Source organism: Azotobacter beijerinckii (assembly GCF_900110885.1).
Lineage (GTDB): Bacteria > Pseudomonadota > Gammaproteobacteria > Pseudomonadales > Pseudomonadaceae > Azotobacter > Azotobacter beijerinckii.
The window spans coordinates 1-13,791 of the sequence record NZ_FOFJ01000043.1 but is presented as its reverse complement, the minus strand read 5'-3'; the positions used below and the strand labels follow the sequence as shown (position 1 = coordinate 13,791).

At 63.7% G+C, this 13,791-nt stretch carries 13 protein-coding genes; all 13 read left to right on the top strand.

Going from position 1 to position 13,791, the window contains the following annotated elements:
* Positions 1 to 11 precede the first annotated feature (11 nt).
* Positions 12 to 839, top strand: a complete 828-nt coding sequence (iolB, locus tag BMY22_RS17065; RefSeq protein ID WP_090624052.1) for a 5-deoxy-glucuronate isomerase — start codon at positions 12 to 14, stop codon at positions 837 to 839.
* 78 nt (positions 840 to 917) lie between these two features.
* Entirely contained in the window at positions 918 to 2,372 is a 1,455-nt protein-coding gene (locus BMY22_RS17060; RefSeq protein WP_090624051.1) for a sugar porter family MFS transporter, read from the top strand.
* Positions 2,373 to 2,463: 91 nt separating this feature from the next.
* Complete coding sequence (locus tag BMY22_RS17055; RefSeq protein WP_090624050.1) at positions 2,464 to 3,963, top strand: CoA-acylating methylmalonate-semialdehyde dehydrogenase; 1,500 nt, start codon at positions 2,464 to 2,466, stop codon at positions 3,961 to 3,963.
* Between the two features lie 36 nt (positions 3,964 to 3,999).
* Complete coding sequence (locus BMY22_RS17050; RefSeq protein WP_090624048.1) at positions 4,000 to 4,842, top strand: TIM barrel protein; 843 nt, start codon at positions 4,000 to 4,002, stop codon at positions 4,840 to 4,842.
* A gap of 118 nt (positions 4,843 to 4,960) precedes the next feature.
* Positions 4,961 to 6,898, top strand: coding sequence for a 3D-(3,5/4)-trihydroxycyclohexane-1,2-dione acylhydrolase (decyclizing) (iolD, locus tag BMY22_RS17045; protein WP_090624046.1), 1,938 nt, complete (start codon positions 4,961 to 4,963; stop codon positions 6,896 to 6,898).
* A gap of 77 nt (positions 6,899 to 6,975) precedes the next feature.
* Positions 6,976 to 7,992 (top strand): bifunctional inositol 2-dehydrogenase/D-chiro-inositol 1-dehydrogenase, encoded by a 1,017-nt coding sequence (gene iolG / locus BMY22_RS17040; protein WP_090624045.1) that lies wholly within the window; start codon positions 6,976 to 6,978, stop codon positions 7,990 to 7,992.
* Positions 7,993 to 8,088: 96 nt separating this feature from the next.
* Entirely contained in the window at positions 8,089 to 9,015 is a 927-nt protein-coding gene (locus BMY22_RS17035) for a sugar ABC transporter substrate-binding protein (RefSeq protein WP_090624043.1), read from the top strand.
* Between the two features lie 160 nt (positions 9,016 to 9,175).
* On the top strand, positions 9,176 to 9,976 hold the full coding sequence (locus tag BMY22_RS17030) for a TIM barrel protein (RefSeq protein ID WP_090624042.1): 801 nt from the start codon (positions 9,176 to 9,178) through the stop codon (positions 9,974 to 9,976).
* Positions 9,977 to 10,745: 769 nt separating this feature from the next.
* Positions 10,746 to 11,105, top strand: a complete 360-nt coding sequence (locus BMY22_RS23900; RefSeq protein ID WP_143068528.1) for a hypothetical protein — start codon at positions 10,746 to 10,748, stop codon at positions 11,103 to 11,105.
* Positions 11,106 to 11,188: 83 nt separating this feature from the next.
* Positions 11,189 to 11,737, top strand: coding sequence for a hypothetical protein (locus BMY22_RS23895; RefSeq protein ID WP_143068527.1), 549 nt, complete (start codon positions 11,189 to 11,191; stop codon positions 11,735 to 11,737).
* A complete protein-coding gene (locus BMY22_RS24455) occupies positions 11,727 to 11,891 on the top strand; it encodes a hypothetical protein (RefSeq protein WP_167363757.1) in 165 nt (54 codons plus the stop codon). The genes BMY22_RS23895 and BMY22_RS24455 overlap by 11 nt, the downstream gene beginning before the upstream one ends.
* A 262-nt stretch (positions 11,892 to 12,153) precedes the next feature.
* Entirely contained in the window at positions 12,154 to 13,203 is a 1,050-nt protein-coding gene (locus BMY22_RS17025; RefSeq protein WP_090624040.1) for a DUF4238 domain-containing protein, read from the top strand.
* 347 nt (positions 13,204 to 13,550) lie between these two features.
* Positions 13,551 to 13,791, top strand: a 241-nt coding sequence (tnpB, locus tag BMY22_RS17020; RefSeq protein ID WP_143068526.1) for an IS66 family insertion sequence element accessory protein TnpB, incomplete at its 3' end; no start/stop codon positions are given.

The window sequence follows — 13,791 nt, the reverse complement described above, 5'->3', positions numbered from 1 at the left end:
GGAGGAACACCGTGGAAAGAAACAACGCCCCGGATCTGCTCGTCAAAGGCTCGGCCGACCAGCGCACGCTGGTCCAGGTGCCCGAGGGTGCGCTCGACTACGTGGGCTTTTCCGCCCACCGCCTGGCCGACGGCGAGGAACTGCCGGTCAAGGGCGGCGACCAGGAGCTGTGCCTCGTGCTGCTCGCCGGCAAGGCCACCGTCACCGCCAGCCACCCGCAGAAGGGCGCCTTCGCCTGGGAGAACATCGGCGAGCGGCAGAGCGTCTTCGAGGACCAGTCGCCCTACGCCGTCTACCTGCCGCCGCACAGCGAAGCGCGGGTGCGCGCCCACGGCACGGCCGAGATCGCCGTCTGCCGGGCACCCGGCAACCCGGACGAAACGCTGGCGCCGCGGCTGATCGAACCCGCGCAGATGAATCGATCCACCCGCGGCAAGGGGGCGAACACCCGCTACGTCTGCGACATCCTCCCGGACACCGCCGCGGCCCATTCGCTGCTGGTGGTCGAGGTGATCACCCCCTCGGGGCACACCTCCAGCTACCCGCCGCACCGCCACGACACCGACGACCTGCCGGCGCAGAGCTTCCTCGAGGAGTCCTACTACCACCGCCTGAACCCGGCGCAGGGCTTCGTCTTCCAGCGCGTCTACACCGACGACCGCGGCCTCGACCAGGCCCTGGCGGTGGAGAACCACGACGTGGTGCTGGTGCCCCGCGGCTACCACCCGGTCTGCGTGCCCTACGGCTACACGTCCTACTACCTGAACGTGATGGCCGGGCCGACGCGCGCCTGGAAGTTCCACAACGACCCGGCCCACGAGTGGCTGCTCAAGCTCTAGGAAAGCCGCCAACCGAACGGAAGCGACCTTCGCTGTAGCTGACTTCTGGACCCAAGAACAACAACCAGAGCACGCGACATGAACGACAAGACCGTTGCACCCCAGCAGCACGATCTCTACTACGTGCTGCGGATCTGCGCCGTGGCCGCCCTCGGCGGCCTGCTCTTCGGTTACGACACCGCAGTGATCTCCGGCGCCGTGGAACCCCTGCAGCAATATTTCTCCCTCTCCCCCGCACAAACCGGCTGGGCCGTCTCCAACGTGGTGGTCGGCTGCATCGTCGGCGCCCTGGGCGCCGGCTGGATCGCCGGCCATCTGGGGCGCAAGAAGGCCCTGGTGCTGTCGGCGCTGCTCTTCACCGTTTCCGCCATCGGCGCCGCGGTGGTGGACAGCTTCGTCTGGTTCGTGATCTACCGGATCATCGGCGGCCTCGCCGTGGGCATCGCCTCGACGGTGTCGCCGATGTACATGTCCGAGGTGTCGCCGAAGAACATCCGCGGCCAGGCGCTCGGCATGCAGTCCTTCGCGATCGTCGGCGGCCAGGTGGTGGTGTTCTACGTGAACTACCTGATCGCCAAGGGGGCGACCGACGCCTGGCTGGTCGAGTACGGCTGGCGCTGGATGCTCGGTTCCGAGGTGATCCCCTGCCTGCTGTTCTGCCTGTTCGTCTTCACCATCCCCGAATCGCCGCGCTGGCAGGCCATGGCCGGCCAGGACGATCAGGCGCTGAAGACCCTGGCGCGCATCTCCAACGACGCGCATGCCCACCACCTGCTCGCAGAAATCAAGGACTCCCTGCACCAGGACCGCCCGGGCCGGACGCAGAAGCTGAACCTGCGCGAAGCCGGACTGGCGCTGATCCTCTTCGTCGGCTGCATGCTCGCCATGCTGCAGCAGGTCACCGGGGTCAACGTGATGATGTACTACGCGCCGATGGTGCTGAAGACCGTCACCGGCAGCACCGAGTCGGCGCTGTTCCAGACCATCTGGGTCGGCGTCATGCAACTGGTCGGCACCGTCATCGGCGCCTGGCTGATCGACCGCGTCGGCCGCCTGCCGCTGATGCGCATCGGCACCGTCGGCATCATCGCCAGCCTGCTGCTCACCTCCTATGCCCTCTACACCCAGCAGACCGGCTACCTGGCGTTGTTCGGCATGCTGCTGTTCATGGTGTTCTACGCGCTGTCCTGGGGCGTCGGCACCTGGGTGCTGATCTCCGAGATCTTCCCCAACCACATGCGCTCGATGGGCATGAGCGTGGCGGTGTGCAGCATGTGGATCGCCAACTTCCTGGTCAGCCAGAGCTTCCCGATGCTCAACGAGCACCCGCTGCTGATGGAGCTGTTCCACGGCGCCTTCCCGATGTGGCTGTTCGCCGGCTGCTGCGTGTTCTGCTACTGGTTCGTCGCCCGCTTCGTCCCGGAAACCCGCGGCGTGTCCCTGGAAAGGATGGAAGCGCTGATGCTGGCCAAGCTCAGGCGGCAATCCCCGGAGCACGAAGAAAGCGCCGCGCTGCGCTCCAGCCAGGCCTGATCCCCCGAACGCGGGACCGGGCCAAGGGCGCCGGTCCCTCCAATGACGCCAACGACGCTGCCGCCTTCCCGACGGCAGGGAGGAATCGAAAATGACTCAAGCAAATCTCATCGGCCACTTCATCGACGGCCAGATCCAGCACGCCGGCGAGCGCCACAGCGAGGTGTTCAACCCGGCCCTCGGCGAAGTCACCGCGCGCGTCGCGCTGGCCGGCCGGCAGACCGTCGACGAGGCCGTCGCCGCCGCCAAGGCGGCCTTCCCGGCCTGGTCCGAGCGCTCCGCGCTGCAGCGCTCGCGCATCCTGTTCCGCTTCAAGGAACTGCTCGACAAGCACCACCAGGAGCTGGCGGCGATCATCACCGCCGAGCACGGCAAGGTGCTCTCCGACGCCATGGGCGAGGTGACCCGCGGCATCGAGATCGTCGAGTTCGCCTGCGGCGCGCCGCACCTGCTGAAGACCGCCTACACCGACAACATCGGCGGCGGCATCGACAACTGGAACATGCGCCAGGCGCTGGGCGTCTGCGCCGGCATCACCCCGTTCAACTTCCCGGTGATGGTGCCGCTGTGGATGATCCCGATGGCCCTGGCCACCGGCAACACCTTCGTCCTCAAGCCCTCCGAGCGCGACCCCTCGGCCAGCCTGCTGATGGCCGAGCTGCTCAAGCAGGCCGGCCTGCCCGACGGGGTGTTCAACGTCGTGCAGGGCGACAAGGACGCGGTCGACGCCCTGCTCCAGCACCCCGACGTGGAGGCGGTGTCCTTCGTCGGCTCGACGCCGATCGCCGAGTACATCTACCAGGAAGGCACCCGCCGCGGTAAGCGCGTGCAGGCCCTGGGCGGCGCCAAGAACCACATGATCGTGATGCCCGACGCCAACCTCGAGCAGGCCGCCGACGCGCTGATCGGCGCCGCCTACGGCTCGGCCGGCGAGCGCTGCATGGCGATCTCCATCGCCGTGGCGGTGGGCGACACCGGCGATGCGCTGATCAAGAAGCTGCTGCCGCGCATCGACCGCCTGCGCATCCGCAACGGCACGGACCCGGAGGCCGACATGGGCCCGCTGGTCACCGCCCAGCACAAGGCCAAGGTCGAGGGCTACATCGCCAAAGGCGTCGAGGAAGGCGCCCGGCTGATCGTCGACGGCCGCGACCTCAAGGTGCCGGGTGCGGAGAACGGCTTCTTCGTCGGCGCCACCCTGTTCGACCGGGTCGGCACCGAGATGACCATCTACCGGGAGGAGATCTTCGGCCCGGTGCTCGGCATCGTCCGCGTGCCGGACTTCGCCGCCGCCGTGGCGCTGATCAACGCCCACGAGTTCGGCAACGGGGTGTCCTGCTTCACCAGCGACGGCGGCGTCGCCCGCGCCTTCGCCCGCGCCATCAAGGTCGGCATGGTCGGCATCAACGTGCCGATCCCGGTGCCGATGGCCTGGCACTCCTTCGGCGGCTGGAAACGCTCGCTGTTCGGCGATCACCACGCCTATGGGGAGGAAGGCATCCGTTTCTACACCCGTTACAAGAGCGTCATGCAGCGCTGGCCGGACAGCATCGCCAAGGGTCCGGAGTTCAGCATGCCGACCGCGAAGTAACCCAACCCCCTGCGTGTAGCCTTACGGAGAACAACAATGACCCCGTCCCTCCCCTTCGCCCTCAACCGCATCGTCGCCCCGACCCTGCCGCTGGCCGAGTTCCTCGACCTGGCGATTGCCCTCAAGGCCGACAGCATCGAGCTGCGCAACGACCTTTCGGGCATCGAGATCGAAGACGGCACGCCGCCCGAACGGGTCCGCGAACTGTGCCGGGCCAAGGGCATCCGCGTGCTGAGCATCAACGCCCTCTACCCCTTCGACGTGTGGAACGACGCGCGCCGCGCCCAGGCGCTCAAGCTCGCCGCCTATGCCCGCGCCTGCGGCGCCGAGGGGCTGGTGCTCTGCCCGCTGAACGACCCGGCCGACCCGCGCGGCCGTGCCGAGCGGGTCCGGGGTCTGCGCACCGCGCTGACCGCGCTGGCGCCGATCCTGCGCGAGCACGGCCTGCTCGGCTTCGTCGAGCCGCTGGGCTTCGAGAGCAGCGCGCTGCGCCGCAAGCACGACGCCGTGGAGGCGATCAAGGGCATCGGCGGGCTCGACGTGTTCCGTCTGGTCCACGACACCTTCCACCACCACCTGGCCGGCGAGCAGGAGTTCTTCCCCGAGCTGACCGGCATCGTGCACATCTCCGGGGTCGAGGACCGTCAGGTTCCGCCGGCCGAGATCCGCGACGGCCACCGCGTGCTGGTCGGCGAGGCCGACCTCCTCGGCAACGCCGAACAGATCCGCCGCCTGCTGGCGCTGGGCTACCGCGGCCCGTTCTCCTTCGAGCCCTTCGCCGAGAGCGTGCACGCCCTGGCCGCGATCCGCCCGGCGCTGCAGGAAAGCATGCGCCACCTGCAGGCGAGCGTCGCGATACCCGAAGGCTGCGCCGCGTAACCCAGCCGTTTTCCACGCGACGTAGGGCGGGTGCAACCCGCCGACTCCGGTGCGGCTCCGCGCCATGTCCGGCGGGTTTCACCCGCCCTACGAAGCACCACCGAATTGAGGGGAACCTATGAGTACGACACGACTGACCATGGCCCAGGCGCTGGTGAAATTCCTCGACAACCAGTACGTCAGCGTCGACGGCGTCGAGAGCAAGTTCGTCAAGGGCGTCTTCACCATCTTCGGCCACGGCAACGTGCTGGGCCTGGGCCAGGCGCTGGAACAGGACCCCGGCGAGCTGGTCGTTCACCAGGGCCGCAACGAGCAGGGCATGGTCCACGCCGCCATCGGCTTCGCCAAGCAGAAGCGCCGCCGGCAGATCTACGCCTGCACCTCCTCGGTCGGCCCCGGCGCGGCGAACATGCTCACCGCCGCCGCCACCGCCACCGCCAACCGGATTCCCGTGCTGCTGCTGCCGGGCGACGTCTACGCCAGCCGCCAGCCCGACCCGGTGCTGCAGCAGATCGAGCAGAGCCACGACCTGTCGATCAGCACCAACGACGCCTTCAAGGCGGTCAGCAAATACTGGGACCGCGTCAGCCGCCCCGAGCAGCTGATGAGCGCGGCGATCAACGCCATGCGCGTGCTCACCGATCCGGCCGAGACCGGCGCGGTGACCCTGGCGCTGCCGCAGGACGTGCAGGGCGAGGCCTACGACTACCCGGACTACTTCTTCGCCAAACGCGTGCACCGCCTCGACCGCCGCCCGGCCACCGAGGCCATGCTGGCCGACGCCGTGGCGCTGCTCAAGGGCAAGCGCAAGCCGCTGCTGATCTGCGGCGGCGGGGTGAAATACTCCGGCGCCGCCGAGGCCCTGCAGCGCTTCGCCGAACGCTTCGCCATCCCCTTCGCCGAGACCCAGGCCGGCAAGAGCGCCATCGTCTCCGCTCACCCGCTGAACCTCGGCGGCATCGGCGTGACCGGCGGCCTGGCGGCCAACCTGCTGGCCAGCGAAGCCGACCTGGTGATCGGCGTCGGCACCCGCTACACCGACTTCACCAGCGGGTCCAAGGGCCTGTTCCAGAACCCCGAGGTGGCCTTCCTCAACCTCAACGTCAGCGCCTTCGACGCCTGCAAGCTCGACGCCGTGCAACTGGTGGCCGACGCCCGCACCGGCCTGGAAGCGCTCGGCGAAGCCCTCGGCCGCAGCGGCTACCAGGCCCGGTGGGGCGAGGCGCCGGCGCAGGCGAAGGCCCGGCTGCAGGAGGAGATCGACCGCCTCCACGCCGTGGAATACGGCGGCGAAGGCTTCGTCCCGGAAGTCGACGATCCCCTGCCGCGCCGCGTGCTGGAGGAGTTCGTCGAACTGACCGGCTCCAGCCTGACCCAGAGCCAGGTACTCGGGGTGCTCAACCAGGCCCTGGCCGACGACGCCATCGTCGTCGGCGCCTCCGGCAGCCTGCCGGGCGACCTGCAGCGCGCCTGGCGCAGCAAGGGGCCCGACACCTATCACATGGAGTACGGCTATTCCTGCATGGGCTACGAGGTGAACGCCGCCCTCGGGGTGAAGCTGGCCGAGCCCGACCGCGAGGTCTACACCCTGGTCGGCGACGGCTCCTACCTGATGCTGCACTCGGAGCTGGCCACCTCCATCCAGGAGCGCCGCAAGATCAACGTGGTCCTGCTCGACAACATGGCCTTCGGCTGCATCAACAACCTGCAGATGGGCCACGGCATGGGCAGCTTCGGCACCGAGTTCCGCTACCGCAACCCGGAGACCGGCCGGCTCGACGGCGGCCTCGTGCCGGTCGACTTCGCCATGAGCGCCGCGGCCTACGGCTGCAAGACCTACCGGGTGAAGACCCTCGACGAACTGCATGCGGCGCTGGAAGACGCCCGCCGACAGAGCGTCTCCACCCTCATCGACATCAAGGTGCTGCCCAAGACCATGCTCCACGGCTACCACGCCTGGTGGCGGGTCGGCGGCGCCCAGACCTCGAAGAGCGAGCGCATCGCGGCGGTCGCGCGAGTCCTTCAAGAGAACCTCGCCAGGGCCCGGCAGTACTGAGAGTTCGCCCGACCTGCGCGGGACGCGCCGCGCAGGGCTTTCCCCACCACAACGCCAATGAAAGGAAGAGACGCATCATGACCTTGAACATCGGAGTGATCGGCACCGGCGCCATCGGCCAGGACCACATCCGTCGCTGCAGCTTCGCGCTGTCGGGCGCACGGGTGGTCGCGGTCAACGACATCAATCAGGACCAGGCGAAGAAGGTGGTGAGCGACCTGGGCATCGCGGCGGAGGTCTACGCCGACGCCCATGAACTGATCAATGCCGCCAACGTGGACGCGATCCTGGTGACCTCCTGGGGCCCCAGCCACGAGGAGTTCGTGCTGTCGGCGATCAGGGCCGGCAAGCCGGTGTTCTGCGAGAAGCCCCTGGCGGTGACCGCCCAGGGCTGCAAGAACATCGTCGACGCGGAAATGGCCTTCGGCAGGCGCCTGGTCCAAGTCGGCTTCATGCGCCCCTACGACCAGGGCTACCGCGCGCTCAAGGCGGCCATCGACGGCGGCCGGATCGGCGAGCCGCTGATGATCCACGCCGCGCACCGCAACGCCCGCGTCGGCCAGGCCTACGCCACCGACATGGCGATCACCGACACCCTGATCCACGAGATCAACGTGCTGGGCTGGCTGCTCGACGACCACTACGTCTCGGCCCAGGTGATCTTCCCGCGCAAGAGTTCCAAGGCGCTGGCCCACCTCAAGGACCCGCAGATCGTCCTGCTGGAAACCGCCCGGGGCACGCGCATCGACGTGGAAGTCTTCGTCAACTGCCAGTACGGCTACGACATCCAGTGCGAAGTGGTCGGCGAAACCGGCATCGCCCGCCTGCCGGAGCCCAGCTCGGTGCAGCTGCGCAGCGAGGCCAAGCTCTCCAACGAGATCCTGGTCGACTGGAAGGACCGCTTCATCGCCGCCTACGACGTCGAGCTGCAGGCCTTCATCGATGCCGTCGTCGCCGGCCGGGTCGGCGGCCCCTCCGCCTGGGACGGCTACACCGCGGCGGTGACCGCCGACGCCTGCGTGGCCGCCCAGCGCAGCGGCAAGGTCGAGCCGATCGAGCTGCCCGAGCGCCCGGCCTTCTACGCCCCGGCCTGATCCCGGCGACAACGACAACACCCGCCGCCTGCCCTCCCCGGGCAGGCCGGCATGGTTCGGCTTCGAATCGACAATAACAACAAGTGGAGATCTTCGATGCACATCAAGAAACGTCTGGCCGCGGCCGCCCTGTCGCTGATCGCCAGCACCAGCGCCCTCGCCGAGCTGAAAGTCGGTGCCGTCATGGCGTCGTTCGACGACAACTACCTCACCTACGTCCGCGAGCACATGGCCGCCAAGGCCAGGGCCGACGGCGTGCAACTGCAGTTCGAGGACGCGCGCAACGACGTGGTGAAGCAGCTCAGCCAGGTGGAGAGCTTCATCAGCCAGAAGGTGGACGCCATCGTCGTGCACCCGGTGGATACCGCCGCCACCCGCAGCATCACCGACGCGGCGGTCAAGGCCGGCATCCCGCTGGTGTACATCAACCGCAAGCCGGACGACGCCAAGCTGCCGCCCGGCGTGGTGACCGTGACCTCCGACGACATCGAGGCCGGGCGCCTGCAGATGCAGTTCATGGCCGACAGGATGGACGGCAAGGGCCGGATCGGCATCCTCCTCGGCGATCTGGCCAACAACTCCACCCGCGGCCGCACCCAGGGCATCAAGGAAGTGCTGGCCAAATACCCGGGCATCACCGTCGTCGAGGAACAGACCGGCCTCTGGCTGCGCGACAAGGGCATGGACCTGACCAGCAACTGGCTGCTGGCCGGCCAGCAGCTGAACGCCATCCTCTCCAACAACGACGAGATGGGCATCGGCGCCGCCATGGCCCTGCGCCAGGCCGGCCGCAAGGACGTGCTGGTCGGCGGCTCCGACGGCACCCCCGACGGAATCGCGGCGGTCAAGCGCGGCCTGCTGGCAGTCTCGGTGTTCCAGGACGCCAAGGGCCAGGCCGAAGGCTCGCTGGACGCCGCGCTGAAGATGATCGCCAAGCAGCCGGTCGATCAGCATCTGCTGATTCCCTACCGGCTGATCACCGCGGACAACGTCGGCGAGTTCCAGGTCGCGACCAAGCGCTGAAATCCCGGGACACTCCGGCCGCCGCCAGCCCCGGCGCGCGGCCGACCCCTCCGGAAATCCGGGACTCTCCCGGATTTCCGCATCTTGCGGGCACACCTCGCAGCGCCCGACGGCGGCTGAAGCCGACCAGCCGCGTTTCCTGCGAACAGGAGGACTTCCCATGCACGGACACCACGGATCGCCTTTCAAGCTGGCGGTCAGCGCCGAAATGCTCTTCCTCGACCGGCCCTTCGTCGAGCGCGTGAGGCGCATCCACGAACTGGGCTTCGGCGTCGAGATCTGGGACTGGACCAGGAAGGACATCGCCGCCCTGGCGGCCACCGGCGCCGACTTCACCTCGATGACCGGCTACGTCTCCGGAAACCTGACCGAGCCCGAGGGCATCGCCGCCCTGCTCGCCAGCGCGAAGGAATCGCTCGCCGTCGCCGAACGGCTCGGCTGCCCCTGCCTGAACCTGCACGGCACCGGCCTCGACGACAAGGGCTTGCCGGTCCGGCCCGTCGAGCGGGTCACGGGCAGGATGTGGCTGGCCGCCTATAAGACGCTGGCCGAACTGGCCCGGCTGGGGCAGAGCGCCGGCAAGGTCTTCCTGCTGGAGAACCTGAACACCGCGGTCGACCATCCCGGCGTGCCCTTCGCCAGGGCCGCCGACACGCTGGCGCTGGTCGAGGCGGTGGACAGTCCCCATCTCAAGATGAACCTGGACCTCTACCACGCGCAGATCGGCGAGGGGAACCTGATCGAACTGATCCGCCGGGCCGGCCCCGCCATCGGCGAAAGCCAGGTGGCGGACGTTCCGGGCCGCCGGGAGCCGGGGACCGGCGAGATCAACTATCCGGCCATCGCCCGGGCGCTGCACGAGATGGGCTACCAGGGGGTCGTCGGCCTGGAAGGCTGGGCGTCGGGAGAGCCGGAAACGGCATTGCGGCGTTTCCGCGAGGCCTTCTCCATCGCCCCCTGAACATCGGCCAAGCCCGGTCGCTGCCGGCTACAGCGCGCAGCACCGGACTTTCCCCTGCCCCAGAACTCCGGGTCTTTCCGGCGTTCCCGCTTCACAGGCACACCCACCTCGCCGACAACCGACAGCCGTTTTCCGGCCATCCACCGGTTCGACACGGCAAACGGCATCGCCCTGCTCTTGGCAGGCCAAGGACACTCCCCTCTCCATCGCCGAACGGCTGCGCTGGCCGCCCTGCTGCCGCCTGCCGTACTGGCCAGCTGCGCATTGTGCTTGCCAATGCCATCACGGCCGAGGTATGGGGATACTGGCGCGGGAAACATTGGTGTATAACTTCCCGAAACGGTCATCACGACCGCGAAACCCTCGGCCTAGACAGGGAGAGCGAACATGACCAAGAATGTTATCCACCACGCCCGTTCGGGTAGTTATGCACCAGTTGGTGTCTAATAGTAGTTAACCAACAATATCCACCATCGGGCGTAGGGAAACGTAAATGATGTGGAATCAATCGCCGAAAAAACCGAAAAAATCAGCTATACCCAGCACGGGGCTCCGGCGGAGCATAACGAAGTTAATGCACACGCCGGAGCCCCGTGCTGGGGGAGAGGCAAATTTTTCGATTTTCATTGCGCTTGAGCGCCTACCCCATTTACAGCCCGCTGCGCGGGACGGAGTGTATTGTCGGCTAACTAGTCGCTCAAACACACACTCGCAAAAAGCGCGCGAGCGGTGTTTAGCTCCGTTACGTTAGGAGCTTCACATAGCAATCATGGACGCAAATATAAACTACGCAAAATACATGCTCGCGTGGCTTGATCGGATCGACCCCCCACAGCTACCCGTAATGGTAGAGGCATTGGTGGCTATTCGGAAGCACTGGTCTGGCGAAGAAAAAATTGATCTAGCAAAGATCAAAAAAACCCTTTGGTCGTGGGTGGACGCCAACGGCGGCCCAAGAATTGAAACTGAAAAAAATATGCTTATTGCTCGGCTTATTCTTTGCGTCGCATATGAGGATAATCGAGAACTTGAAGACATGGGTTTCTTTGAAGATCTCCTGAACAATTACGGTGCTTCTAGGACAGAGATAAACAAGTATGGGCCAGCAAATCCACCATCCAGCCCCTAACCCTACGCTCAAGTTCGCTCCCTTTGGTCGCTGGGACGCGCCTACGGCGCGCTCCTTAGCTACACGTTAGGTGGCCTCCAACGATGATTCGATATCTCCAATTCCCGTTTTTGTTTGCTCTATGCGTCGGTCCCGCAACTGCTGGTTCGGCTATGCCGACACATTGCCAGTCAGATGAATACTCAGTCACCAACGCCTGGATGGGGCCTATCAAGGCAACCGAAGGCGGTTGGAAAAATACAAAGGAAGGAAAGCTACTTTCTCTGTGCGCAGACAAGCAAATTGAACCGTTCGAGAAACTTTCATACCGATACGGTGCGCCACGACTTGTTGAGTTCGAGGCTGTCGCAACCCGGTCAAAGAAGTTTTTTGTCTTTAGTCGCCAGACCTCCCCCCACACTGGTGAGGACATCATTTTCTTTTCAAACGGCAACTACGCTTACTACGTCGCAATTGCGGGTGGGCAAGGGCACGGTGTTTCGCTTCGCGTGTACCGTGACAAGACACTGATACTAGACCGTTTCTCTGGAAACTATGAAAACGACGATTACTCGCTTGGCCCCGCGGAAATCGATTACTCCGGTACGGGATCGCGAATCCTAAAACTCAAGGAGCCAGTCCATGAGTTCTAGCAAGCAAAGGCTTATGTTAGTCATCGAAATGCAGCCTAACCCGGCGCTCAACCTCGCTCCCTTCGGCCGCTGGACGCTGCGCGATAAAGCCGCGCAGCGCCGGTTAGCTCTACGCTATCCAACAATAGGCACCATCGGTGCATGGGAACTGTAAATGGCAGGGAATCAAGCTGGCCAAAAAGCGCAAAATCAGCTAATACGCTGTATAGACTCCTGCCGGGGCATAATGAAGTTGATGCCCCGGCAGGAGTCTATACAGCGGTGGAAAAGCCATTTTCCGCTTCTTTGTTCGCCTGAACGTCCAGTGCATTTACACCTCTGCTGCGCAGAGGGGAGTGTATTGTCGGATAACTACTCGCTAGAGTACACACTCGCACTGCGTGCGAGCGGTGCTTACCTCGTATCTTGTTAGACGTATGAGCAAAAAATCTAATCAGCATTATGTGCCACAGTTTTACTTTAGATTATTTTCGAGCGACGGAAGATCTATATGCGTTCTTAACAGGAAAAATGGCACATCCTACCCTGCAGCACCAATAAAGGGGCAGGCGTCAAAACACAAGTTCTATGGAGCCGATGAAATAGAAGACGCATTTTCAAATATCGAAGGAGTTTTTAGCAGCACACTCCGCCATCTAAAAAACTGCGTAGATTTGCGTGAGCTTTCAGAAGCTGATCACCTTTTAACGCTACAGGCAATCATGTTCCAGAAAGCACGCACACTGGGTGCAAGAAACAGCTCTCACCCAATGAACGACCGGCTTACAAAGCTATGGCTAGAAGCTGAGATAAACAAGAATGAAAGCCTTACAGGCGACCAAAAACTCGAATACATATCTAGTCTAGATCTATTTGAAGTAGACCATCTTAGATTTCATCTTGAGCAAATAAAAACCTCAATTGAGCAAGCTCACTTACTCGGCGATCTAGTTCCAATACTGCTCGACAACAGAACCAATAGACCATTTATATTTGGCGACTCACCTGTAGTATTTCACAACTCGCATTTTGGAAATGTAAAATTACGAGGGGTCTTAGGCTTTACAACTCCTGGCCTACAAATCTTTTTTCCTCTATCTGAAAAGAGAACGTTACTGCTCATAGATCCTATGCATTACTCAGTCAAAAGAATTCGTGCCGGGAATGTGGTTCATGTTAGAGAACTTCGAGATATTGCGATCATCAACAAGCTTCAAATACACTCTGCAACCACGGCGATATATTTTTCAGACTACAAGCATGCTGACTACGTAAGATCCATTTGGAGTGAAGAGAATAAAAAATTATCAGCAAATTTAGTCGCAGTAGTTGAAGCTCCAAGCTTCGACCACAAGGGCACTCCGCAGGGGGAAATTGTTCACAGTTTTGCCCCGATGCTACCAGTGAATCTAAGTCTCTCATTCCTAGAGCATGAAATATTAGGAGATAGCGACTATAGCTTTGCAGAGCGGAGTGCATACGTCTAACTAGTGGTTCAAGTCGTTCGCTTCGCTCACTCGGGACGGGCTAAAGCCCGCCCCTTAACCAAACGTTGAGGCGATAGAAAAACCTGCTGCCAGCCTCTCCACCGGCTGATACGCTCCAACCCACTCAAATCGCAGGGAGGCACGGAGCGATGCCTCGGTACAAGACCGTTTGATGGCTCCCACGCTCCTGCGTGGGAAGCCCAAGGCTAGGTGCTCCTGCGCCCCAGGGGCGCCGAAGCGTCCCCTGCAACGTGCCCACGCAGGGAAAGCGCTCCATGAACCCCACCTTCAAATGAGGTACAGACCCGACGATGCTTTGCTCCCGTTATTTTCTGGAGCCAGTCGCCATGATGCGTCCCGACGCCAAGGTCGAAAGAGTCTACCTCTACCCCAAGCCGGTCGATTTCCGAAAATCCATCGATGGTCTCGCGGCCCTGGTCGAGCTGGATATCCAGGTGGCGGTGTTCGATCCGGTGCTTTTCGTTTTCCTGAATCGCCAGCGTAATCGAGTGAAGATATTGTATTGGGAGCGCAACGGCTTTTGCCTTTGGCTCAAACGCCTCGAGTCCGAACGGTTCAAAACATCGC

What these genes read in the sequence shown, in the direction of transcription:
- BMY22_RS17025 (WP_090624040.1), top strand. Translation starts at nt 12,154, where the DNA reads ATGAGCAAAAAATCTAATCAGCATTATGTGCCACAGTTTTACTTTAGA.
- BMY22_RS17050 (WP_090624048.1), top strand. Translation starts at nt 4,000, where the DNA reads ATGACCCCGTCCCTCCCCTTCGCCCTCAACCGCATCGTCGCCCCGACC.
- BMY22_RS24455 (WP_167363757.1), top strand. Translation starts at nt 11,727, where the DNA reads ATGAGTTCTAGCAAGCAAAGGCTTATGTTAGTCATCGAAATGCAGCCT.
- BMY22_RS17055 (WP_090624050.1), top strand. Translation starts at nt 2,464, where the DNA reads ATGACTCAAGCAAATCTCATCGGCCACTTCATCGACGGCCAGATCCAG.
- iolD (WP_090624046.1), top strand. Translation starts at nt 4,961, where the DNA reads ATGAGTACGACACGACTGACCATGGCCCAGGCGCTGGTGAAATTCCTC.
- BMY22_RS23895 (WP_143068527.1), top strand. Translation starts at nt 11,189, where the DNA reads ATGATTCGATATCTCCAATTCCCGTTTTTGTTTGCTCTATGCGTCGGT.
- iolG (WP_090624045.1), top strand. Translation starts at nt 6,976, where the DNA reads ATGACCTTGAACATCGGAGTGATCGGCACCGGCGCCATCGGCCAGGAC.
- BMY22_RS23900 (WP_143068528.1), top strand. Translation starts at nt 10,746, where the DNA reads ATGGACGCAAATATAAACTACGCAAAATACATGCTCGCGTGGCTTGAT.
- BMY22_RS17035 (WP_090624043.1), top strand. Translation starts at nt 8,089, where the DNA reads ATGCACATCAAGAAACGTCTGGCCGCGGCCGCCCTGTCGCTGATCGCC.
- BMY22_RS17030 (WP_090624042.1), top strand. Translation starts at nt 9,176, where the DNA reads ATGCACGGACACCACGGATCGCCTTTCAAGCTGGCGGTCAGCGCCGAA.
- BMY22_RS17060 (WP_090624051.1), top strand. Translation starts at nt 918, where the DNA reads ATGAACGACAAGACCGTTGCACCCCAGCAGCACGATCTCTACTACGTG.